This is a genomic window from Rhizobium sp. BK376 (assembly GCF_004341625.1).
In the GTDB taxonomy this organism is placed as follows: domain Bacteria; phylum Pseudomonadota; class Alphaproteobacteria; order Rhizobiales; family Rhizobiaceae; genus Rhizobium.
Genome location: NZ_SLZG01000026.1, coordinates 14951 through 37530, shown reverse-complemented (window position 1 = coordinate 37530; position 22580 = coordinate 14951). Strand labels below are relative to the sequence as shown.

18 protein-coding genes and 1 pseudogene are annotated in these 22580 nt (G+C 59.7%); 9 read left to right on the top strand and 10 right to left on the bottom strand.

Features of this window, described 5'->3' with window-relative positions; all coding sequences use genetic code 11:
- Positions 1-31: 31 nt before the first annotated feature.
- From EV561_RS31305 to EV561_RS31295, 3 genes are all read left to right on the top strand, one after another.
- Complete coding sequence (locus tag EV561_RS31305; RefSeq protein ID WP_132527816.1) at positions 32-1444, top strand: phosphomannomutase; 1413 nt, start codon at positions 32-34, stop codon at positions 1442-1444.
- 46 nt (positions 1445-1490) lie between these two features.
- Positions 1491-2918 (top strand): mannose-1-phosphate guanylyltransferase/mannose-6-phosphate isomerase, encoded by a 1428-nt coding sequence (locus EV561_RS31300; protein ID WP_132527815.1) that lies wholly within the window; start codon positions 1491-1493, stop codon positions 2916-2918.
- A gap of 202 nt (positions 2919-3120) precedes the next feature.
- Positions 3121-3336, top strand: a complete 216-nt coding sequence (locus EV561_RS31295; protein ID WP_132527814.1) for a hypothetical protein — start codon at positions 3121-3123, stop codon at positions 3334-3336.
- A gap of 29 nt (positions 3337-3365) precedes the next feature.
- Here EV561_RS31295 and EV561_RS31290 read toward each other — a convergent pair whose 3' ends face one another.
- A complete protein-coding gene (locus tag EV561_RS31290) occupies positions 3366-4463 on the bottom strand; it encodes a mannitol dehydrogenase family protein (protein WP_132527813.1) in 1098 nt (365 codons plus the stop codon).
- Complete coding sequence (locus EV561_RS31285; protein WP_132527812.1) at positions 4460-5368, bottom strand: GntR family transcriptional regulator; 909 nt, start codon at positions 5366-5368, stop codon at positions 4460-4462. The genes EV561_RS31290 and EV561_RS31285 overlap by 4 nt, the downstream gene beginning before the upstream one ends.
- Before the next feature lie 239 nt (positions 5369-5607).
- Between EV561_RS31285 and EV561_RS31280 the strand changes: the two genes are divergently transcribed.
- The 5 genes from EV561_RS31280 (at position 5608) to EV561_RS31260 (ending at position 12015) form a co-directional block, all read left to right on the top strand.
- The gene (locus tag EV561_RS31280; protein WP_132527811.1) at positions 5608-7113 is read left to right on the top strand and encodes an altronate dehydratase family protein; all 1506 of its coding nucleotides are present in this window, start codon (positions 5608-5610) and stop codon (positions 7111-7113) included.
- 62 nt (positions 7114-7175) lie between these two features.
- A complete protein-coding gene (locus tag EV561_RS31275) occupies positions 7176-8195 on the top strand; it encodes an aldo/keto reductase (protein WP_132527810.1) in 1020 nt (339 codons plus the stop codon).
- A gap of 182 nt (positions 8196-8377) precedes the next feature.
- Entirely contained in the window at positions 8378-9367 is a 990-nt protein-coding gene (locus tag EV561_RS31270) for an ABC transporter substrate-binding protein (protein WP_132527809.1), read from the top strand.
- Positions 9368-9462: 95 nt separating this feature from the next.
- Entirely contained in the window at positions 9463-11016 is a 1554-nt protein-coding gene (locus EV561_RS31265; protein ID WP_132527808.1) for a sugar ABC transporter ATP-binding protein, read from the top strand.
- A gap of 27 nt (positions 11017-11043) precedes the next feature.
- On the top strand, positions 11044-12015 hold the full coding sequence (locus tag EV561_RS31260) for an ABC transporter permease (protein ID WP_132527807.1): 972 nt from the start codon (positions 11044-11046) through the stop codon (positions 12013-12015).
- Positions 12016-12096: 81 nt separating this feature from the next.
- On the opposite strand, the gene EV561_RS31255 is transcribed toward EV561_RS31260, so the two are convergent.
- The 6 genes from EV561_RS31255 to EV561_RS31230 all read right to left on the bottom strand — a co-directional run bounded on the left by EV561_RS31255 (position 12097) and on the right by EV561_RS31230 (position 20422).
- On the bottom strand, positions 12097-13098 hold the full coding sequence (locus EV561_RS31255) for an acyltransferase (RefSeq protein WP_132527806.1): 1002 nt from the start codon (positions 13096-13098) through the stop codon (positions 12097-12099).
- Between the two features lie 70 nt (positions 13099-13168).
- Complete coding sequence (locus tag EV561_RS31250) at positions 13169-14437, bottom strand: O-antigen ligase (RefSeq protein ID WP_132527805.1); 1269 nt, start codon at positions 14435-14437, stop codon at positions 13169-13171.
- A 12-nt stretch (positions 14438-14449) separates the two neighbouring features.
- Positions 14450-15724, bottom strand: coding sequence for a polysaccharide biosynthesis/export family protein (locus EV561_RS31245; RefSeq protein ID WP_132527804.1), 1275 nt, complete (start codon positions 15722-15724; stop codon positions 14450-14452).
- Between the two features lie 80 nt (positions 15725-15804).
- On the bottom strand, positions 15805-16485 hold the full coding sequence (locus EV561_RS31240; protein ID WP_132527803.1) for a sugar transferase: 681 nt from the start codon (positions 16483-16485) through the stop codon (positions 15805-15807).
- Between the two features lie 577 nt (positions 16486-17062).
- Positions 17063-19291 (bottom strand): methyl-accepting chemotaxis protein, encoded by a 2229-nt coding sequence (locus tag EV561_RS31235; protein WP_132527802.1) that lies wholly within the window; start codon positions 19289-19291, stop codon positions 17063-17065.
- Between the two features lie 285 nt (positions 19292-19576).
- Complete coding sequence (locus EV561_RS31230; protein ID WP_132527801.1) at positions 19577-20422, bottom strand: hypothetical protein; 846 nt, start codon at positions 20420-20422, stop codon at positions 19577-19579.
- 312 nt (positions 20423-20734) lie between these two features.
- Here EV561_RS31230 and EV561_RS31225 point away from each other — a divergent pair.
- Positions 20735-21683, top strand: a pseudogene (locus EV561_RS31225) (IS5 family transposase); the annotation flags it as partial.
- A gap of 47 nt (positions 21684-21730) precedes the next feature.
- Here EV561_RS31225 and EV561_RS31220 read toward each other — a convergent pair.
- Together EV561_RS31220 and EV561_RS31215 are read right to left on the bottom strand one after the other, a co-directional pair.
- Positions 21731-22240 (bottom strand): GNAT family N-acetyltransferase, encoded by a 510-nt coding sequence (locus EV561_RS31220; RefSeq protein WP_132527800.1) that lies wholly within the window; start codon positions 22238-22240, stop codon positions 21731-21733.
- A 3-nt stretch (positions 22241-22243) separates the two neighbouring features.
- Complete coding sequence (locus EV561_RS31215) at positions 22244-22543, bottom strand: DUF1778 domain-containing protein (protein ID WP_132527799.1); 300 nt, start codon at positions 22541-22543, stop codon at positions 22244-22246.
- Positions 22544-22580: the final 37 nt, after the last annotated feature.

Genomic DNA, 22580 nt, shown 5'->3' with positions numbered 1-22580 from the left:
AATTAGAGTGTTTATATTTGCGGGAACGGACATGAAATTCGGAACCAGCGGTCTGCGCGGTCTGTCGGTCGACCTGAAGGGTCGGGCGTCTGCGGTCTATGCTACGGCTTTTGCAAGACACCTTCTCAAGAGCGGCCTTGCCGCAGCGGGGGATCCAATCCTGGTCGGCCGGGATTTCCGCGATTCCAGCCCCGACATCGCAGCCACCTGCATCGGCGCCCTGGCGCGGGCGGGATTGAAGCCGATCGATTTCGGAACGATCGCAACGCCGGCGCTTGCCCTCTACGGCCTGGAGCTCAAGGCCGCCTCGCTGATGGTCACCGGCTCCCATATCCCCGCTGACCGCAACGGCATCAAATTCTACCGGCCCGACGGTGAGATCGACAAGAACGACGAGCTGGCCATAACGGCCGAGGCGAATGCCATCGGGAACGGTCCGCTGGACGACGCGCCGGCGCAGGCCGAGGACAGGCGCGCTGCGGCCGAAGCATTGTTCTTCGAGCGCAATACCGCCCTGCTGCCGGCTGACAGTCTCGTCGGCCTGACGGTCGGCGTCTACCAGCACAGCACCGTCGCCAGGGACATGATTGGCCTGGTCCTTTCCCATTACGGAGCGCAAGTGGTCGCGCTCGGCCGCTCCGAAAGCTTTATCCCAGTCGACACCGAGGCCGTCTCGCAGGAGACGATCGATCACCTCAAGCGCTGGACCCTTGAGCACAAGCTCGATGCCATCGTTTCGGCCGACGGCGATGGCGACCGCCCGCTCGTTTCGGATGAGACCGGCGAACCGCTGCGCGGCGACCTGCTCGGCCTGATCGCTGCCAATTTTCTCGGCGCCGAAGTCGTGGTCACGCCCGTCACCTCCAATTCCGGCATCGAGGCGGCCGGATCCTATTCAGTGCTTCGCACCAGGGTCGGGTCTCCCTATGTCATCGCCGGCATGGACGAAGCGCTGGCCGCCGGTCGGCAGAACGTCATGGGCTTTGAGGCCAATGGCGGCACGCTGACGGCGAGCCGGTTCATTGTCGAGGGACAGCCGATGCGGGCGCTGCCAACGCGCGACAGCTTCCTTCCGATCCTTGCAACGCTTTATGCAGCGGCCAGCGAACGCCGATCGCTCTCGGCCGTCTCCGCCTCCTATAAGCTGCCGTTCGCTGCGGCCGACCGCCTGGAGAATTTCGCCGTCGAGACCAGCGCCGCGCTGATGGCGCATCTGCGCCAGTCGGACGACAATCTCGCGGGCTTCCTTGCGCCCGTTGGCAAGGTCGCATCCAAGAGCGATATTGACGGCTTGAGGGTGACGCTTGCGGACGGACGCATCATTCACTTCCGCCCATCCGGCAACGCGCCTGAAATGCGCTGCTACGTGGAGGCAAGGGACGAGAACGACGCCAAGGCCTTGCTGAGCCAGGGGCTTGATCTCATCCGCGCCTGGGCGCGTTGAATATCTGATCACTTTAGAAAACGAGAGTTTCAAGGAGTAGGGACATATGGTAGGCAAAATCGTGCCGGTGATCATGGCTGGGGGTAAGGGAACACGGCTGTGGCCGCTCTCTCGCGCCAGCGCGCCGAAGCAGTTCATCCAGTTCATCGGCGACACGACGCTGTTCCAGAACACGCTGACGCGTGTCTCGGATCCCGAGCTGTATGAGGCGCCGATCGTCCTCACCAACGAGGAATTCCGCTTCCTCGTCGCCGAGCAGGCGCGCGAACTCAACATCAAGCTTGCCGGTGTTCTGCTGGAGCCTGTCGCCCGCAACACGGCGGCTGCCGTTGCCGCGGCCGCCACGCTGGTGACGGAACTGTTCGGCAAGGATGCCGTCATGCACGTCCTCGGCTCGGACTACGAGATCGACGCCAGCACGACCTATTTCGACTGCGTTCGCACGGCACGCGATACGGCTGTCGCCGGCAAGCTCGTCACCTTCGGCATCGCGCCGACGGAACCTGCAACCGGCTATGGCTATATCGAGAGCGGCAAGGGCCTTGCGACCGGCGCGCATGTGGTCAAGCGCTTCGTCGAAAAGCCGCCGCTGGAAAAGGCCGAAGCGATGATCGCGGCCGGCGGGTTCTACTGGAATTCCGGCATGTTCATGTTCTCGGCGGACCAGCTTCTGTCCGAGATGAAGGAATATGCACCCGAGGTTGAAAAGGCTGCATCCAAGTCCGTCTCAAAGGCAACGCGCGACCTCGACTTCACCCGTCTCGATGCCGAAGCCTTCGCCAAGAGCCCAGACATATCGATCGACTATGCGCTGATGGAAAAGACGGAAAATGCTGCCGTCGTTCCCTCACCCTTCACATGGTCGGATCTCGGCAGCTGGGATTCCGTCTGGAAGGTCGGCAAGCGCGATGCCGACGGCAACGTGGCCGCCGGCGACACGACGCTGGTCAACACCAAGAACTCGCTGGTCATGACGCATGGCGTGCATCTGGCAGTGCAGGGCCTGGAAGACGTTGCTGTCATCGCCAGCGAAGATGCCGTCTATGTCGGCCATCTGAGGGATAGCCAGGAAGTCGGCAAGCTCGTCAAGCTGCTCGCCGGCCACAAGAAGACGTCCAAGCTCACCGAGACCCATCCGACCTCCTATCGTCCCTGGGGCGGCTATACGTCGGTTCTTAACGGTGATCGTTTCCAGGTGAAGCGCATCTTCGTTCTGCCGGGCAAGAAGCTGTCGCTGCAGAAGCATCACCATCGCTCCGAACACTGGATCGTGGTCAAGGGCACCGCCGAGGTGACCATCGGCGAAAACGTCCAGATGCTGCGCGAAAACGAGTCGGTCTACATCCCGCTCGGTGAAGTGCATCGTCTCGCCAACCCCGGCAAGATCTTGCTCGAACTCATCGAGGTCCAGACCGGTTCCTACCTCGGCGAAGACGACATCATCCGCCTCGTCGACGAGTTCGGCAGAAGCTAAGCTCACCGCCAAAGTCACGCCTTCGGCTTTCACTGAATAAGTCAGATTATTCGAACCAAACCATGGAGATCGATCTGGATTTTCATGGTTTGGTGAAGCCCCATTTTGAACAAATCTTCGGCTTATAAGTCTAAAAAGCTATTCACCTTGTAAAGAATTATGATTACATAATCCGTAAGAATTGGCTGAAGGCGGGCCCCGCATGGGAAATATCATTGCAGCACTGCTGGTTGGCGGATTTGCTACTATCGCCCTCGTCTTACCCTACGGGGTATATGTGGCGATTCTCGTCGCGCCATTCGGAGCAAGCCTGCTTGCGGTCATCGTGGCGGTCGGAAGCATGCTCCTGAAGCATCCGAGCCTTTCGCCCAGGCGCTCCAAGAAAGAACTCCCCGAATTCGATCGCCAGCGAAACTGACTGCTTCTCGTCTTTGGCTTTAACAGAGCCTACGCTGCTGTTTCCATTATGCTTTTCAATGTCGGCGCATCCGCGCCCGACCAAGCGATAAACCCTCCGAGACGCCGGCGCATCTTTTCCTCGTGATTTTGCGCAATATCGGAGAGGCGATGATCCAGAAACGGGTTCGCAAAGCGCTCGAGCGTGGTCGCCACGTATTCCCTCGCCTCATCGGCCATGCCCATCGCAGCAAAGCCGGGTATCACCTCTCTCTCGTAGATCGATCGCAGGTAATCCAGCGTCGACACATCGGAGAGGATTTCCCGTACCATGAGATCTCTGGGCTTGCCTTGTTTGATCCAGCGATTGGCGAGAACCGTATGGCCGAGATTGAGGATGAAGAGCTTCAGCCGTTCGAACGGCCCGATATCCTCGGCAACCACGGTTGCGGGATGGCTGCAGGGCAAGACCTGCCCCTCAACCCGCTGAATGGCCCAAAGCGCATAGGGCTCTGCGACGGCTCCTGCCGGCGACAGCGATTCCGAGACGATCCGGTCGACAAGCGTGTTGCAGAAGATCACCTCTTTTTCGAGCCAACCGTCAAAGAGCGCATCCTGGTACCATCGAGACCCCAGCTCCCTGACGATGCCGCGCAGAACCTCGCCGTTCTTGCTGATCAGTTCGCAGGGCAATATCGTCATCCCGCTTCCCGATAGCCGAAAGCGCGCATGCAGCAGCTTCGTCAGCTTGCCCGGGAAGGACGCAGGAACATCTTCCGGCAGCAGGTCCATCTCGTCAGCGATGTCGTAACCGCGATCGGCGGTGTTGCAGAGAACGAGATCCGCCTCTTCGACGAAGACGCGCTCGACCTCGGCCCAATCGGCAGAAGCGGACAGGGTTCGGCGCACGCTCGTCACCCGCTGGATGCGATCGACCGGTTGACCGTTTTCAATGCCGCGGATGCGGACGGGAAATCCTCCCTCGACTGCTAAGCCTTTCAGGCGTTCGGCACGCTCGGCAGAACCCGTGGTCTGAACGACCGTCACGGGTCCGAGGGCCTCTCCCCTTTCCATGGCTTCGCTGATGAAGAGGTCGGCATGCGCCTGGAGGAAGCGGCTGGTGCCGAACTGCAAGATTGGGGTCTTCACGAGTCGCTTGCCTCTTCGTTTGTATTTTGGGGGATGGACTGCAACAGGGTTTGCCGCGCGGAACTCAGATGCAGGCGGCAGGCCTTGTCGATCCGCTCGTTGTCGCGTGACTGCAGAGCCTCGATATAATCGAGATGTTCGGCGATGGCGCGAGAGTTGCGCTCTCGCGCCATCGCCTTGTTCCATTGATAGTGATAGTGGAAGACGATCGAGATGACATCGTAGAAATCGGCGATGAAGCGGTTTCGAGACGCTCCGTGGATGAGAAGATGGAACTTCTCGTCGAGCTGGGAGAAGTCGCGGTAGCGCTCGTCGAAACCGTCGAGCAGCTCCTGATGTTCGCGCTTGATCGCCGTAAGTGCTGTCCAGGCGGAGTGGTTTGCCGGCAGCTTTCCAAATTCGGATGCAGAGTGCAGCTCGAACATCTCGCGCACATCGGCCAGTTCAAGCGCGAATTCGCGGGTGAACCCTTTCAGGATCCAATGGCTGTTCGGGCGCTTCTCGATCAATCCGAACCTGCTGAACCGGATGAGGAATTCCCGCACGCTCGTCGTCCCGGCACCGATCTCGCGGGCAAGCTCCAACTCGTTGATCTGCATGCCGGGCTGCGCGTCGTCGGAAAGGATGCGCAGCATGAACTGCCGCTCGATGATATCGTGCAGAGAGTTCGTTTCCTCCTCCGGGAAGAGGTCGGCATCGGTCGGTTGCCGCAGCACGATTTTCTGCCGCTTGTTCCAGCGAATGATGCCTGCGTCGCTCAGTCGCATCAGGATAGCGCGCGCCGTGCTGCGGCTGATGCCGAGTTGCGCGGCGATTTCCGGCTCCGACGGAAGGGCGGCATCGGGCGTCAGGAATGCCGCATAGCGGTTGAACGCTTCCTTGAAGAGCGTGTTTTGCCTCGCCATTTTACCCCTCGCTCATGTGATGCGCTCGATTTGGCCGGATGTCCTGATGGCATCGAAAAAGCGGTCAAATCTTGAAAGGACGACACCACGCGCATTGTTATCCAAGCGCTTATTGCCTTCGGCTGTTCTCCCTGTCACGCGCTATATTGCCCGTTGACACCAAAATGTTTATTGTAGATAAAAAACAAAATCAATCCGCGATCGCCAATGAAGTGACCGCGTTCTTAGGGAAGAGGACCGTGAACAGGCAGCCCTGGATCATCCTGTCCGACGGCGACAATGTCGCAGTCGCAATCTCAGCCATCGCGTCGGAGCAGCCGATCGCAAACGGCGTTTTAACCCGCGCCAAGATCGACCCCGGCCACAAGGTTGCCATTCGTGACATCCCGCTCAACACGCCTGTTATCAAATATGGCCAGGCGATCGGGCGCACGACGGCAGAGGTAAAGGCGGGCGATCACGTCCACAGCCACAATCTGCATTTCGAAAACGATCGCCTTTCGGCAACCGAGGCGGCAGCCCCCGAAGCCGCAACGGCGGCGGACAAGACGCGCACCTTCCTGGGCTATCGCCGCGCCGACGGCCGCGCAGCCACCCGCAATTATATCGGCATCATCGCCAGCGTGAACTGTTCCACCACGGTTTGCCGCGCCATCGCGGAAGAGGCAAACCGCACGCTGCTTCCGCACTATGACGGCATCGACGGCTTCGTGCCGATCGTCCATGACCAAGGTTGCGGCATGAGTTCGACCGGCGACGGCATGCACACGCTGCACCGCACGATCGCCGGCTACACCCGCCATGTGAATTTCGGCGGCGTGCTGATGATCGGCCTCGGCTGCGAGGTCAACCAGCTGACGCTTTACGGACAGGCCGGTGCCGGTGCCAGCAAGCGTCATTTCAATATTCAGGACGCGGGCGGGTCACGCCGCGCCGTTGCGCTTGCCATGGGCGTGCTCAAGGAAATCTGCGAAGAGGTAGGTCAGGCTCGCCGCGAACCGATCTCGATCAGCGAGATCATCGTCGGCCTGCAGTGCGGCGGCTCGGACGGCTTTTCAGGTATCACTGCCAATCCGGCGCTGGGCGTAGCCTCCGACCTTCTTGCCGCCGCCGGCGGCACGACCATCCTGTCCGAAACCTCGGAAATCTATGGCGCCGAGCATCTGCTGCGCAATCGTGCCGTCAGTGACGACGTTGCCAAAAAACTCGACGAGAAGATTACCTGGTGGGAGAACTATGTAGCGCTGCATGGCGCTTCGCTGGATAACAACCCTTCTCCGGGCAACAAGCGTGGCGGATTGACGACCATTCTCGAAAAGTCGCTGGGCGCCGTTGCCAAGGGTGGACGCTCGCCGCTGACCGCCGTTTACGGCTATGCCGAGCGCGTCACCGAACACGGCCTCGTCTTCATGGACACGCCAGGCTACGATCCGGTCTCCGCCACAGGCCAGGTGGCTGGCGGCGCCAATATGATCGCCTTTACTACCGGCCGAGGAAGCTGCTTCGGTTCCCGCCCTGCCCCGTCCTTCAAGCTTTCCAGCAACTCCGCGCTTTATAGTGCGATGGAAGAGGACATGGATATCGATTGCGGGACGATCGCCACGGGAGAGGTGACGATCGCGGAAAAGGGCCGCGAGATCTTCGAACTGATCATCGAGATCGCTTCGGGCAAGAAGACCAAGAGCGAGGCCTTTGGCTACGGCGATAACGAATTCGTGCCGTGGCATCTGGGAGCAACGCTCTAGTTTATAAGCGCGGGAGGAAATTTCCGCGTTCAACGATGGATCAGCTCGCTCAGGGAGGAGTGATGCAAAGGCGAAAGATCGGCAGGACGGACCTTGAGGTCACGGAGATCAGCCTGGGCGCTGCGGCGCTGGGCGGTCTCTATCAAGCCTGCCCTCGCGACCAGGCTATGGAGACGCTGCAGGCGGGTTGGGATGGCGGCATCCGCTATTTCGACGTTGCCCCCTGGTATGGTCTCGGCCTCGCGGAGCGCTATGTCGGCGACTTCCTGCGCGCAAAGCCCGAGGACGAATATGTGCTGTCGACCAAGGTCGGCCGGCTTCTGCGGCCAGTTCCGACCGGCACGGTTCCGGACTATAGCTATGTCGATCCGCTCTCTTTCGATGCGGATTATGACTATTCCTATGATGGCATCATGCGCTCGGTGGAATTCAGCTATGCCCGTCTCGGCCTGAACCGCATCGACATTCTCTATGTCCACGATATCGGCGGCTACACGCACGGCAAGGCGCGCAACGCCGCCCATTTGAGGGATTTCCTGGGATCCGGGATTAGGGCACTCGAGGAGCTGAAATCGTCCGGCGCGATCAAGGCCTTCGGCCTCGGCGTCAACGAGGTTCCGGTGTGCCTGGACGTCATGCGCGACGCCGATCTCGACTGCATCCTTATGGCCGGACGCTACACGTTGCTCGACCGGACGGCGGTCGCCGAGCTTCTGCCGCTGTGCGAGAAGAAGGGAACGTCGCTGGTCGTCGGCGGTGTTTTCAACTCAGGTATCCTTGCGACGGGTCCTGTACCCGGATCGCACTTCGATTATCTGCCGGCATCGGAAGCGGTGCTTGCCAAGGTTGCGGCGATGGAGGAAATCGCCCGCCGCCATGGCTTCCCGCTGGCAGCACCCGCCCTGCAATTTCCCCTGCTGCAGAAGATCGTTTCGTCCGTGCTGATCGGAACAGCAAAGGCATCTACCCTTCGCCGCAACATGCAGCTTTTCGAGCCGCGTATTGCCGAGGGCGTTTATGCGGAGTTTGAGGATTTGACCTTGGTCGCGCCGCCGCTTGGCGAGGATGCAGTGCGCGTCTGAGGAATTGAGAGCTATCGGGCCGCCAGGGTCGGCGGCTTGACGGAGGAGGAAACCTGTTCTTGTGCGTGCGGTTTTGGCCGCCCGCATGATGCATGGACAAGCCCTGGGGGCTCCATGGCGCCGGCCGAACGCGTTCAACGGTCCGGTGCGCAGGAGAAGAGCGCATCGAGAGGAGAAAATAAATGAACATCGCGAAATCCATTCTGTCGCGCCGTACCTTTGCAGGTCTCGCAGGCGCCGCAATGCTTGCCACCATGATGCCTGTCTCGTCCTACGCCGCAGACGTGACGATCCCGATCATCGTCAAGGACACGACGTCCTTCTACTGGCAGATCGTGCTCGCTGGCGCCCGCCAGGCCGGCAAGGATCTCGGCGTAAAGGTGCCGGAGCTTGGCGCACAGTCGGAATCCGACATTAACGGCCAGATCAGCATTCTGGAAAATGCCGTCGCCGGCAAGCCGGCCGCCGTCGTCATCTCGCCGACCGAATTCAAGGCACTCGGCAAGCCGGTTGACGAAGCCGCCAAGTCCGTACCTGTCATCGGTATCGACTCGGCTGCCGACTCCAAGTCGTTCAAGTCGTTCCTGACGACCGACAACGTTCAGGGTGGCCGCATCGCCGCCGACGGCCTTGCCGCTGCCGTCAAGGCCGCAACGGGCAAGGAAGAAGGCGAAATCGCCGTCATTACCAGCCTGCCTGGCGTCGGCTCCCTCGACCAGCGTCACCAGGGCTTCATGGAAGAAATCAAGGCCAAGTATCCGGGCTTCAAGGTGGTCGCCGATAAATATGCCGACGGCCAGGCGACGACCGGTCTCAACATGATGACCGACCTGATCACCGCAAACCCGAACCTCGTGGGCGTCTTCGCTTCCAACCTGATCATGGCGCAGGGCGTGGGCCAGGCGATCGCTGAAAACAAGCTCGGCGACAAGATCAAGGTTATCGGCTTCGACAGCGACGACAAGACGATTGGCTTCCTGAAGAACGGCGCCCTCGCCGGCCTCGTGGTGCAGGACCCCTATCGCATGGGCTATGACGGCGTGAAGACCGCCCTTGCCGTCTCGAAGGGTGAGAGCGTACAGGCCAACGTCGACACGGGCGCAAATCTCGTGACCAAGGCCAACATGTCCGATCCCAAGATCGACGCCCTGATCAACCCGAAGGTCAAGTAACGAACGATGCCGTGCTCTTCCAAAGGGCACGGCATTCCCTTTACCTCCGATGTTCTTGGGAGCCGGGCGCATGTTCGGCGAGATAGGAGTATTCCATGGCCAACCTCGAAGAGATCAGTCACCGCCATGATGACAGCGCGGAGCGGACAGAGGCGTCGCGCATTCCGGCAGGTTCGCCCATTCTAGAGCTCAGAGGCCTCCAGAAGAACTACGGCTACGTCCAGGCACTAAAGCCAGCGACCATCACCTTCCTGGCGGGAGAGATTCACGCGATCGTCGGCGAGAACGGCGCTGGGAAGTCTACGCTGATCAAGCTTCTGACCGGTGTCATCCGGCGCACCGCCGGCGAGATTTACTGGTGCGGCCATCCGGTTCAATTGGCAACGCCGAACGAGGCGATCGCAAGGGGCATAAACGCTGTGCATCAGGAAGTGGTGCTCTGCCCCCACCTGACCGTCGCTGCAAACCTCTTTCTCGGCGACGAGATGAACCGCTTCGGTCTGATGCGCAAACGCGACATGGAAAAGGCGGCGCAAACCGTCCTGAACGACCTCGGCTTCGGTCTGCCCGCTGCCGTTCCGCTCAGCTCCCTGACGATCGGCCAGCAGCAGCTGGTCGCAACCGCGCGGGCGGCGATGCGCGGCACGCAATTTCTGATCTTCGATGAGCCGACTGCCTATCTGACGCGGCAGGAATCCGCCCAGTTGTTCAAGCTCATCCGCCGCCTTCAGAGCGAAGGTGTGACTATCGTCTACATCAGCCATCGCATGGAAGAAGTCTTCGAGCTTGCCGATCGCGTCTCCGTACTGCGCGACGGCACCCATGTCGGCACGCGCAACATTTCAGAGACCAATGACGACGAGTTGATCGCGCTGATGATCAATCGCTCGATCGAGCAGATCTATCACAAGGAAGAGATTCCGATTGGCGAAACCCTCCTTGAGGCACGCGGACTGTCCGGTCCTGGCTTCGCGGATGTGTCGCTGAGCGTCCGCGCCGGAGAGATCGTCGGGCTCTACGGGCTGATCGGCGCCGGCCGCAGCGAATTCGCTCTGGGCCTTTATGGACGTCAACCGCTGTCTGCGGGCGAGATCTACTGGCAAGGCAAGAAGGTCGATATCCGTCACGAAAGCGACGCCATGAAGCTCGGCATCGCACTTGCTCCGGAGAGCCGGCGCGACCAGGGGCTCTGCCTCAACCTGCCGATCGGGCTCAACATCAATCTGCCGATCTTCAAGCGGCTCAGCCGCGGCCCCATCATCAACCACGGCGAAGAGGCGGCCAATGCCGACCGGCAGATCAAGGACCTGAGCATCAAGACGCCGAGCCGGCGCGTTCCTGTATCGAGCATGTCGGGCGGCAATCAGCAGAAGGTCGTGATCGGCAAATGGCTGAGCCATGGTGCAAAGCTCTTCATCTTCGACGAGCCGACCGTCGGCGTCGACGTCGGCACCAAGGCGGAAATCTATCGCCTGTTCGCCAAGCTTTTGAAGGATGGAGCAGGCATCATCCTGATCTCGTCCTACCTGCCTGAAGTCTACGAGCTGGCGGATCGGCTGCACGTCTTCCGCGGCGGCCAGCTCGTCGCGAGCCACGACTACCACAAGTCATCGCACGAGGAAGTCCTCGGCGAAGCCATCGGCGTTTGAGACAAATATAATAAGAGGAGGAATTCCATGACAATCAGCTCCGCCGAAAACGCCGCCCCGGCCCCACGCAAAAGGATGAACATTCTCTTCAGCCTGACGCTCGTCGGGCTGCTGCTTTTCCTCTGGCTCCTTCTGGGTGTGTGGACGACTAGCTTCTGGACGCCGCTGAATATCTCGAACCTGCTTCGCCAGGGTTCGATGACGGCAATCCTTGCGGTCGGCCAGACCTTCGTCATCATCACCGCCGGCATCGACCTCTCCGTCGGCGCAATCGTCGGCTTTACCGGCGTCATCATCGCCTGGCTGATCCAGGCCGGCGTGCCGGTCTGGCTATCAATCATCCTCACCTTGCTTCTGGGCGCAGCAATTGGCGCGTTTCACGGCTTTGGCATCGTGAAGATGGGCTTGCCGCCCTTCATCATCACCTTGGCGACGCTGACGGCACTGCGCGGCATCGGCCTTGTGATCACCAATGGGTCGACGATCAGCATCACCAACGACGACTTTACCAATTTCGCAACGGCCAATTTCCTCGGCATTCCGAGCCTGTTCTGGATGGTGATCCTTGTCGCGATCCCCGGCTACATCTTCCTGCATTTGAGCCGCTGGGGCCGCTATCTCTTCTCGGTCGGTTCCAATCGCGAAGCCGCGCGCCTTTCCGGCGTAAAGGTCGATCTCATCATCTACCTCGCCTACATCCTGTCAGCGACCTGTGCCGCCTTCGTCGGCGTATTGCTCGCCTCGCGCATCGGCATCGGCAATGCCACCCAGGCGGACGGCTGGGAACTGCAGGCAATCGCATCGTCGGTTATCGGCGGCACCAGCCTTTTCGGCGCGATCGGTTCGATCCACGGGCCGTTGATTGGCGCCTTCATCCTGGCGACCATAAACAACGGTGCGAACCTTCTGAACGTCAATTCCTTCTGGCAGCGCATCATAACAGGCGCGCTGATCATCCTGATCGTCTATTTCGACCAGCTGCGCCGCCGGCGCATGTGACACCGCGGAACAAACGACAAAGGGACCGGCGGGTAGCCGCCGGTCTCCTAAGCCAGATACCGATCCCGCATTGCTGTCCAATCAGGCAGGCGACGGACGAGAGCGCCGCCAGGATAGCGATTTGAAGACGGTCCGCAGCGGCTTTTCGACCGCCTCATATGCAATGACACCGAAGATCGTGCCGAGAATGGCGGATAGAAGCGTCGCCACGTCAGGCGGCACATTGTGCGAAACCGCAAATTTCGCGATCACCGAGATCGCAAGCGTATGCCAGAGATAGATCGAATAGGACGCGTTGCCGAGATAGGTGAGCGGCCGGATGCTCGGCAATTTGCCTCCGCCTTCGAGAGAAACGATGCCAAGCACGAGCGCGAAGGCAAGCGGGCCGCAGCTGAATTCATTGAAATCCAATTGCAGAAAATAGATCGCCGCAAACCCGCATAGGCCAATGGCGATGAAAGGCAGTCCGAAGCTTCCGTTCGGTATTTTTCCCGTCAGCCACAATTGTGCGAGCACGATGCCGGCGACGAACTCGAATATGATCGGCCGCGTATAGGTGAACCAGACCGGCGATTGAGGGTGGAGCCACAGGCCCAGCCCCACGAGAACGGCAAAGATGCTGCCGATGAACGGCAATTGGAACCGTCGCGGCAAAAAGAGCGCGATCGCAAAGATCGCATAGAAGAACATCTCGAAATTCAACGTCCATCCCTGCACCAGGACAGGCCATATCTCGCCATTGCTCGGCGAACGGACCGGGATGAACAGGAATGACCCGAGAATATGGTCTGCAGTCAGCCTCATGTTCGGAAACAGGCTGACGACTGCGCCGGCGAGCATGATCGCAGTCACGATCCAATAGGAGGGTGCAATACGTTGAATGCGGTCGACAGCGAAGCGCAGGGGCGTTACCGGGCGGCGCGCGCTCATGACCCACATGATGAATCCGCTGATGACGAAGAAGACGTCAACGCCGGCTGCGCCTATCCGGAATTGCCCGCCGGTACGCTCAGCGGCATGAAAAACGACCACCGCAAGAGCTGCGAAAGCGCGCAAATATTGGATCCCGAAAAGGGTTTTCATGCATGATACCACGGCATAATAGGTCGGTTCCCCTGCGCTGCTTTCCGGAACGACGATGTCGGGCGCGATCTTACGATCGAGCCATCTCGATCTGATCGTAATAGGTGATTGACGGGATGTTGGTCTTGGCTCTCGCTACGGTGAGCTTTCCCGCCGTGAAATACAGGAGAAACGAGCCGACGTGATAGGGATTGAGAATATCGATCTCGACGAAGGAGCGCACGAGCAGCAGCGCCGATATTCCGAAGAGAATATAGGATTCGTTGTTTCGCATATCACTCAGCAGCCGCTTCAGATGGCCGAAAAGGGCGACGATCAGCACCAACGCGAGCAAAGTCACACCAATGAGGCCGGTCTCGACGGTGGTCTCGATATAGGTGTTGTGGAAATGAAAGCCCGCGCGTGAGGTGATGAAGAATTCTTCCCACAGGCGCTCCGGCTCACTGAAGCCCTGCACCCAGAAGGCCTGGTAGCCGATGCCGATGAACGGGCTTCGGCTCGCTGCCTCGATGCCCTGCTGCCACAGGTAGGTGCGGCCGGTCAGCGTCGAATCCTTGCCGAAGACGCCGAGAATCGCGTCGACCGCCCCCAGATAGACGCCTGCAACCGCAAGAATGACCAAGGCTGTCGCGCCCGCCGTAAAGAGCAGCTTTCTCTGTTGCGGCGACAGGAAAAGGATGACGCGCATTCCGGTCAGCAATGCCAGCACGGCGGCGGTCGTGATGACAGAGGTCGCAGATTGGCATGCCATAAGGCAATAGGCGGACATCAGGCCGACAATGCCGCAACCGCCCAGCCACAACATACGCCGCTCGCCGAGGATAAAGATGGCGGCAAAGCAGAAGAAGATGCCGAGCGAAGCGTAGAGGCCGAGCTGGTTCTTGGAATCGAACGCACCGACGAAGCTGAAGGTGCCGTCGAGCGCATCGTAGGAATAATATCCGAACAGCAGCGAGTAGATCAGCACCAGTCCGACCCCGGCAACGCCGCCGAGCGTCATGGAGCGGATATCCAGCACGCGCATCGCAATCAGCGCGCAGATGATATGCGTCATATACTGGATGGCGGCACGGGCCGTGACTGGCGGTGCCGCCGACCAGAAGATCGTCAGGCAGGTGAATATGCCAAAGGCAAATATCCAGCCGTATTTTCGATAGTTTCCTAGAACATTGCGATAATCGATGAGGATCAGCGGAAACCAAAGCGCGTAGTAAAGCAGGATCGAGGGTTGCCCGAACCAGCTGGAATAGGCGAAGACGAAAAAGGACAGCGCAAGCGCCACCACCCCATAGGCGAGGTTCTGGCTAGGCTCGACGATGATCGACTTCGCAATCCGCATCTGGGGCCCCCGTCAGCGCATGTAAAGGCCGGAGCTAGCCTTGATCAGGTCGCCCGGGAGAACCTCGGTGTTCTCCTGCGCCGGGATCTCCTTGGTCTGGCCGTCCTGCTCGCGCACGATGCTGTACTCGATGTTCACACCCTTGCCATCCGCGCCCAGATTAGACGCATCGGCAGACTGGGCGACGGCTTCCTGCATCAGTGCCTGGCTGGTGGAGAGCTTCAGCTGCAGGGATTCGAGCTGGGTATCGGTATCCTGCATTTCCTGGGCAAGCTGATTGTCCCAGTCGTTGCGCAGGGTGATCTCGTCCTGATTGGCCTTGCTGATATCCTGCTTGGCCTTCAGCGAGTTCGTGTCGATATCGAGCAGTGCGGCTTCGAGGTCGGCAGCCCGCTGTTCTGCGGTGAGCTTGCGAGCGCTGAGCGCAAGGCCCCGCTCGGCCAGATCTTCCACCTTATCTCGATCTTCCTTGGCAAGGTCGAGTTGGTGGTTCTGCGTATCCGACTTCTTTGCGAGGGTCTCCACCTCGCTCTGAAGCAGGTTCTTGAGATCTTCCAGCGCCTGCGTTTGCAGCTTTAGCCGCTTTTCGCGCGATTGCATCAGGGCCGCCTCGCTCGCCAGCATGTCCGCTGCCTGCGGAAGCGACTGCAATTGCTGCGGCATCTCGATCTGGTCCTTGCCGGACATCTCGGCCTGCAACCTGGCGCGGCGCATCAGCAGCCGGCCCCGCTCGGCCATGTAGACGGCGGCATCGCCCTTGGCGGAGATGAAATCGCGGGCAAAGCGCTGGCCGGCATCGGCCCGACGCAGACCGCCGCCCAGGCTCAATGCCTTGATGACCGTCAGGTTGGGGATATAGGGATATTCGCCGGGGTTTTGGACATCGCCCGACAGGTAGATCGGGCGATATTGCGAAAGCTCGACAGAGGCCGATGGACGGTCCCTGAGGCCGAATTGCTTCTGCAAGCTGAGACCGATCGCATCGGCTACCTCGCCTGGGGTTTTGCCGCCGGCTGACATCTCGCCGATGAACGGCAGCGATATCGAACCGGTCGGACCAACCGTATAGTCGCCGCTGATCGACGACCAGTCGCGGATCGTTCCGTCCGCCGTCTGCCATTCCGCAACGCGGATACGAAGCTTGTCCATGACGCCGAGATGGTACGCGGTGGGAGTTTCCGCGCGAGCAGTCGCCGTCATGGTGCAAAGGCCCAAAAGCAGAAGCGAGGCGCAGCGGACAGATGCACGCGCGCGAGCGGGCTTACCGCGGGGCAGAATTTCGATCATAGAGTTGTCCTGTTTCCAGATGGCGGTTCCACCGGTATCGGGGAAGCCGCAGCTCTCGTTTGTTGCCGACAGCTGGTCGGTCAGTAGCTGCCGCGCGAGAAGCAGACGGCAGGGATCGTCCTTGCAATGATCAGCATGTCACTGCGCAACGACCATGTCGTGACGTAGTGCGTGTCGAAGGCGACGCGCGAAGCGTAGGATACGTCATTGCGGCCGCTAACCTGCCACAGACCGGTCAGACCGGGACGTGACTGCAGGTAGTAGACGGCGGCACCTTCATAGAGCTCAAGCTCTTCCTCGACCACGGGGCGAGGACCGACGATGCTCATTTCGCCGCGAATGATGTTGAAGAGCTGCGGCAGTTCATCAAGGCTGAGCTTGCGCAGGACGGCTCCAACCGCTGTCACGCGCGGATCATCCTGCAGTTTGCGGGTTGCCCGCCACTCTTCCTGGGCCTTGGGATTGGCCTGAAGATAGGCCTGGAGAACACGATCGCCATCGACGACCATCGTCCTGAATTTCAGGCAGCGGAAGGTTTGGCCATTATGGCCGATACGACGGTGGCCATAGAACACAGGCCCCTTGTTAGAGAACTTCACCAGCAGCACGAGCAGGAGGAAGATCGGGCTGATGAATACTAAGGCCAGAGAGGCCACGGTGATATCGAAACTTCGTTTCAGGATTCCCCCTGTTGGGGGGAAGACGCCTGATTCAATCGCGTCGAAGAAAGCCGAATTGGCCGATCGTGTCGCAGACTTCATAGAGGGGACTCCACTTATGTTTGGCGATAGGTCGGGAATGCAGTCGGTCGCTTACGTAGCGCTATGCAACGACGAGTGTATGGTCAGAATTTGTTTTTTTAAGCCAAATTTTGTGGCGGCCACATTTCAGAGGGGGTTTTACAGCCGCGAGATGGGGCAAATGAAGTTAAGCCTTCTCTCATATGCGATTTTTTATTATCCCGAAAAGCGTATTAGAACGACAGGCCGCGACATATCTGTGTCATTTATTGCGACTTCACTGAATGTGAAAGAATAGCCTGTCGTCAAAAGCTTACGGTTCTTCATGGGAAGAACTTGAAATCCGTCCCGAGGCGCAGCTAGGCTACCTCGCTTTTATTAGAAATATTGCAATGCAAAATGATATTGCGGCGCACATTCTGCGCGCCGGTTTGTTCGATCTTTGTAATAAAAGTTGATTAGCACGAATGGATATATCAGGACCCGGAGGCATTTCTCCGGCCCGTGGACATCTTCGTTCCCACGTTTCGCCACAGGAATGAAGGATGTCTCAACGTTTGGGACGGTTCGGTGGCACTCGTGCCACCGAACCTCCGACTCAAAACTCTTCCCAGTCGTCCGTCTTTGACGCAAGTGCCGCGCCACCGGAGCCGACATTGCGAAGCTGCGTCACCGTGCGAGCAGCAGGCTTGGCGCGAACCGGAGCTGGCGTTGCCACAGAAGGCCGCTGAGCCGATATACGGGGCGCAGAGGCACTCGTGCGGAAGCGCTCCATCATTTCAGACAATGCGCCGGTTTCCGATGTCAAGTTCTGGGCGGCCGCGGTGGTTTCCTCGACCATGGCGGCGTTCTGCTGCGTCACCTTGTCCATGTGATCGGCAGAAGAGGCGATTTCCCTCAGGCTGACGGCCTGCTCCTTGGTGCTTGCCGTGATCTGGTTGACGAAGGTGCTCATCTGCGCCACCTCGGCGACGATCTCGTCGAGGGATTTGCCGGATGCCGTCACGAGCTCGACGCCACGCTTCACCTGCGTTGCGGACGTGGAAATCAGCGTCTTGATCTCCTTGGCCGCATCGGCTGAGCGTTGTGCAAGCCCGCGCACTTCCTGGGCCACGACCGCGAAGCCACGACCGGCTTCCCCGGCGCGTGCTGCCTCGACGCCGGCATTCAGCGCCAGAAGGTTGGTCTGGAAGGCGATCTCGTCGATCACGCCGATGATCCGGTTGATCTGCTCGGCGGACCCTTCGATGGCAGCCATCGCGTCGACTGCGCTGGCGACGATCTCGCCGCCACGCTCGGCCTTCTGCTGGGCGGCAGCAGCCACCTGTTGGGCCTGGTCGGCGCCCTTGGCGCTCTCGTTGACCGCCGCCGTCACCTGGCCCAAGGCGGCAACCGTCTCCTCGAGGCTTGCTGCCTGCTGCTCGGTGCGCTTGGCAAGATCGTTGGATCCGCTGGAAATCTCCTGCAGTCCGCCGCGGATCGTTCCGACGGCGCCGACTACAGACCCGATCGCCTGCTCGAGATCGGCGACGCTGCCGTTGAACTTGGCCCGGATCGGCTCGAACTCGGGTGCAACGGTGCCATCCATGCGAACGGTCAAATCACCGGCCGACAGCGCGTTGAACCCATTTTCGATGGCGTAGACGAAGGACCGGAGATCCTCTGCCTTGGAATTATCGATCATGGATTGGCGATCGCGCTGGAGTTCCTGTTCCCGCCGTGCTTCGACCGCTTCATGTTCGAGACGCTTGTTCTCGTTCGCGGCTTCCTTGAAGACCTGCAGCGCGCTCGCCATGGCGCCGATCTCGTCGGAACGACCATAGCCCTTTATTTCAGCGGCAAGGTCCCCGACAGCAAGACGGCCCATCGTATCGGTAAGACCGCGAATGAGCCCCCCCAGGGACCGTGCAAACACGAGGAAGCCGATCAGCGACAGGATCGATACGACGATGGTCGCAGCAATCGTCGTCCAGAACGCCTGGCTCTGTGCCTCCATCAGAGGGGTCACGTTCGAGGCGATCTCAAGCACGCCGACCTTGGTACCGGAAAAATCCGAGAGCGGCACGGCCTCGACGGCAAACGTCTTGTCGCCAACCGTATCGTATTCACGGACGGACTTTCCGTCGAAGGCTGCCTGCAGGTCGTCCGGCGACAAGATGGAATCGCCGGCAAATGTCGAGGCCTGCTTGTCGAACTTGTCACCATTCTTGATGTGCACTGCCACATCGGCATCGATCTTCTTGGCGAGTGGTCCGAAATAGAGATTGGTAAGCTCGGTGCCGACGTCAACGACGCCAACCACTTTGCCGTCCTTCATAACCGGCGCGGTGCCAAACATGCTGAGTGCAACGCGGCCGGGTTCGGTGCCGGCTACGAGCTTGCCCTGGCTGACGGCGGTGGCGATCGTCTTGCGACGGCCGGTGATTGAATCACCGAAGATCTCGGGGGTGTGAATGCGGGCAACGACCACGCCCTTGGCGTCGGTGATGGTGAGCTGCTTCAGACCGCTGGCCGCTGTGATCGCCGGCAGGCTGGCCGAATACCTGGCAATCAGCTTTTCGCGTGCGTTCGACTGGATGAGGTCCGCGACATCGGGCTCGCCTGCCAACGCTAGAGCAAGGGCAGATGCGGCATGCTTTTGCTGGGTCATGTCCGCTTGCAAGACGTCGAGGTCGCTGTCGAGCTCAGCCTGCAGCGCATGCTCGCTCATCTCAGACTGCCGATAGTAGCCGAGACCGCCAATCGCAATGCTGGCGAAAAGCACGGCTGCAAAGCCGTAAGCGGTAATGCGAATCCATAACGGCCGCTTTATCTTCGTCTCATCCATCAAAACCTCTCCTGTCCCAGGCCTCTGCCCGCGCGACAAACCAATTAGTTTTGATAGTATGAAACGAAATCGTTGAATTTTATCTAAATTACCTTCTCCGGCAGTACCCTAGAAATGGGGTATCCGCACGACCCATCTCGCTCAATCGGCGCCGCGGATCGTCTCTTCCAGGGCAAGGCTCGCCTTCGGGAGGTGATCGTCATTGTGACGCACTCCCGAGAGCAAGAAGCCCACCGGCAGTGCGCCGGCGGGAGAAGTGCAAGCCGGCGCGTCCGCATATTCCGGTTAGCAGTAGTCCTTGCTGTCCGCGTAGTCGAACGCACGGGGAGGCGTCCACTGGCGAGGCTTTTCGGCTTCGTCGAACTGGCTCGGCAATCCTATGTCCGGCCCCTCTCCGAAGAGGAACGACAGGCCCCAGGAGATGGCGAAGCGAATAAACTCGTCGGCGCTGCCTTTCGGCACGATGAAGTCCTTGGGCCGGGGAACCTCCACCAGCTTGTAAGGCGGAGCCCTCGCATTGTGGTGCTGGAAGGCCTTGTAGGTGGACTCGATCGAATTCTTGTACCACCCGGATTTCGAGCCACCTCCACCCATGAAAGCTATCAGCGGGCGCATATGGGAAGTCGACAGCTTGCTGATGAACTTTCTCTCATAGTCGGCACTCTGTAAGGCGTCTTCCTGCCAGTTTCGGCCGTCCTTCTGCCGTGCGGTCATGATGACGTACCCAACGAGCCTGCGAATTCTCTGAACGAACTCGGCCAGAGCCGATGGCGCACAGCTTTTCAGCAGATTCTCCAGTGTCACAGCATCGATTTCGGCGGAGGTTCCCTTCGAGAGGGCCGTTCCAATCGCGAAGACACCAAGGGGCTCGACCTTGCCGGAATAGAAGTTGATGCGGCGCTCCCCCCGGGAGTTCAAATAGTTGAACGCGACGCCATCGACCGTGCCGCCGCCAACGTCGAAATAAACATAGATGCCCGGCACGGCTTCGCGGGACATGACGAACGACTGCACCGCCGCAGCAATTTCCGGCACTGCGTGGAAGTCTGTGACCTCGGTCGCGAGGCGTGACTGGGTGAGCCGGTACGAAGGCAGCGCCCGCTGGAGCATTTTCGGCCTTGGCCAACTCATCAAGGACTACCGCTGTGGCATCTCGTTTTGATCTTTTACTTCCCGTGGCAAGATCGCGCTCGGTTAAAAAACGATTGATCAGCAGTTCGGGAACGCCTGCTTTTCGGAGCAACTGGTCTGCTGCCGCCTTTTTAGTCGTCCGTGAAGTATCCGGAAGCGATTGATATTTCGGTTATATTGTACTCTGACCAGTAATCGATATCGCCAGGTATGGTATGTTTTCGATCTGTTTTCTTCCGATTTCAGATTTCGGTTTTGTCAGCCATCGAAGCGTGATTCACTTCCCATATCGCGACGAATCGGAGCTGGTCGATGTCCAAGCCTGTTGAACGACGCGAGACGGGTGAAGGTGATCTGTTCAGATCCCGCCTCGACCAGATCATCGACTTGAAGCACGAACTGGTGCAGTTGGCGCAGACGATCGACTGGTCGTTTCTGGAAGAACGGTTTGGGGAAGTTTATTCGGATGGGCCTGGCATGCCGCCGTTGCCGACCCGGCTGATGGCAGGGCTGGCAATCCTCAAACATTCGTTCAACCTGTCGGATAAGGCAGTCTGCGCTCGCTATCTCGACAGCCCGTACTTTCAATACTTTTGTGGCGAGACGTTCTTCCAGCACACATTGCCCTTCGACCGCTCGTCGCTGACACGCTGGCGCCAGCGCATGGGCGAGGATCCGATAAAGGCGCTTCTCCAGGACAGCCTTGCGGTGGCGGTCAAGAGCGGTGCAATGAAGCCGTCGGACACGCGACAGGTGATCGTCGACACGACCGTTCGGCCCAAGAACGTAATGTTTCCGACCGATGCCAAGCTCATTCACCGAGAACGGGAGCGGCTCGTGCGCGCGGCCAGAAAGGTGGGGCTCGATCTGCGCCAGACCTATGTTCGGCTGGGCAAATTCGTCTTGATCCAGCATCAGCGGTATGCCCATGCCAAACAATTCAAGCGGGCCGGCAAGGCGTTGCGCAAGCTGAAGACGTATCTGGGACGCGTCGTCCGCGATATCGAGCGTCAGATCGCCGGCGACGAGCAACTCAAGGCTATCTTGATCTGGCCTTTCTATCAGGCAAAGACACTCCTGGAGCAGAAGCAGCGTCCGCGCGGCCGCAAGATCTACAGCCTGCATGCCGACGAAGTTGAATGCATCGGAAAGGGAAAGGCCCATCGCCCATATGAATTTGGCGTCAAGGTGTCAGTCGCCACGACATTGAACCGCTCCAAGGGCGGCCCTCCATGCTATGGCGCTACCAGGCAGCCCTTATGCCGAATTGCCTGAGCATGCGAAACCTTCAGGTTATCTGCCTTGCTTTCACTGCCGTGCTTCCGCCAGCGATGCGGCAATTGCAGCGATCGAGCGAAACAGCACGAGCGGATCGTCCTTCGAGGGCGTGAAACCCCGGCGCTGCCAGAACTGAGCCGCTTCGTGATCGACGGCATTGACCATCAATGCGCGCCCGCCGATCAGAGCCGCCGCCTGGACGCAACGCTCAAGGGCATGTTTCAACAGACCTGTGCCGATACCGTGCCCGGCCCATTCCGTGTCGGTGGCAAGCTGGCCGAGAAGAAGACAGGCAACCGGATCGGGCGGTTGCCCGGTCCGGATGGAGCGCCGCATGATCGAAGGGATGACGGCCGTCGGCGCCAGCCCGTAGTACCCGACGACGCGCCTGGATTCGTGAACGACGAGAACCGCTGTGAAGCCCTTTTCCTGATTGGAAAGCGCGCGCGTCTTCAGCCAATGGTCGAGCGTAGACTTGCCGCAGGAAAATTCGGAAACATCATGCGCAGCGGTAAGCGGTTCTGGAGCCGATAAAGCCACAGCTCACCGCTTCGGCTCGTAACCGGACTCCCATGGGGCGGGCCGCTTAAGCACTTCCACGATTTCTGGAATGATCGTCGGCGGATGGGACAGGATCTCCATGAAATCGGCGAACCCTTCGGGGGTCATGCGGATGAGCCCCTGTTCCATGACGATCTCCTCGGCGGCGCGCACAGCCGCGTCCCGCACGAAATCGGTGCGCGACCGGCCGCGCAGGCTTGCCGCACGATCGATCATTGCGACATCCGCTTCAGGCAGACGCATCGAGATCGGATATTCCTTACGTTCGGCGGTGGCGGCCATGACTTATCTCCTTGCAGGCAAGATAATATCTTGTATC

Bases quoted from the DNA above. Each gene is read 5' to 3' on its own strand.
- EV561_RS31305 (WP_132527816.1), top strand. From the start codon at position 32: ATGAAATTCGGAACCAGCGGTCTGCGCGGTCTGTCGGTCGACCTGAAG.
- EV561_RS31300 (WP_132527815.1), top strand. From the start codon at position 1,491: ATGGTAGGCAAAATCGTGCCGGTGATCATGGCTGGGGGTAAGGGAACA.
- EV561_RS31295 (WP_132527814.1), top strand. From the start codon at position 3,121: ATGGGAAATATCATTGCAGCACTGCTGGTTGGCGGATTTGCTACTATC.
- EV561_RS31285 (WP_132527812.1), bottom strand. From the start codon at position 5,368: ATGGCGAGGCAAAACACGCTCTTCAAGGAAGCGTTCAACCGCTATGCG.
- EV561_RS31275 (WP_132527810.1), top strand. From the start codon at position 7,176: ATGCAAAGGCGAAAGATCGGCAGGACGGACCTTGAGGTCACGGAGATC.
- EV561_RS31270 (WP_132527809.1), top strand. From the start codon at position 8,378: ATGAACATCGCGAAATCCATTCTGTCGCGCCGTACCTTTGCAGGTCTC.
- EV561_RS31265 (WP_132527808.1), top strand. From the start codon at position 9,463: ATGGCCAACCTCGAAGAGATCAGTCACCGCCATGATGACAGCGCGGAG.
- EV561_RS31260 (WP_132527807.1), top strand. From the start codon at position 11,044: ATGACAATCAGCTCCGCCGAAAACGCCGCCCCGGCCCCACGCAAAAGG.
- EV561_RS31255 (WP_132527806.1), bottom strand. From the start codon at position 13,098: ATGAAAACCCTTTTCGGGATCCAATATTTGCGCGCTTTCGCAGCTCTT.
- EV561_RS31250 (WP_132527805.1), bottom strand. From the start codon at position 14,437: ATGCGGATTGCGAAGTCGATCATCGTCGAGCCTAGCCAGAACCTCGCC.
- EV561_RS31245 (WP_132527804.1), bottom strand. From the start codon at position 15,724: ATGATCGAAATTCTGCCCCGCGGTAAGCCCGCTCGCGCGCGTGCATCT.
- EV561_RS31240 (WP_132527803.1), bottom strand. From the start codon at position 16,485: ATGAAGTCTGCGACACGATCGGCCAATTCGGCTTTCTTCGACGCGATT.
- EV561_RS31235 (WP_132527802.1), bottom strand. From the start codon at position 19,291: ATGGATGAGACGAAGATAAAGCGGCCGTTATGGATTCGCATTACCGCT.
- EV561_RS31230 (WP_132527801.1), bottom strand. From the start codon at position 20,422: ATGAGTTGGCCAAGGCCGAAAATGCTCCAGCGGGCGCTGCCTTCGTAC.
- EV561_RS31215 (WP_132527799.1), bottom strand. From the start codon at position 22,543: ATGGCCGCCACCGCCGAACGTAAGGAATATCCGATCTCGATGCGTCTG.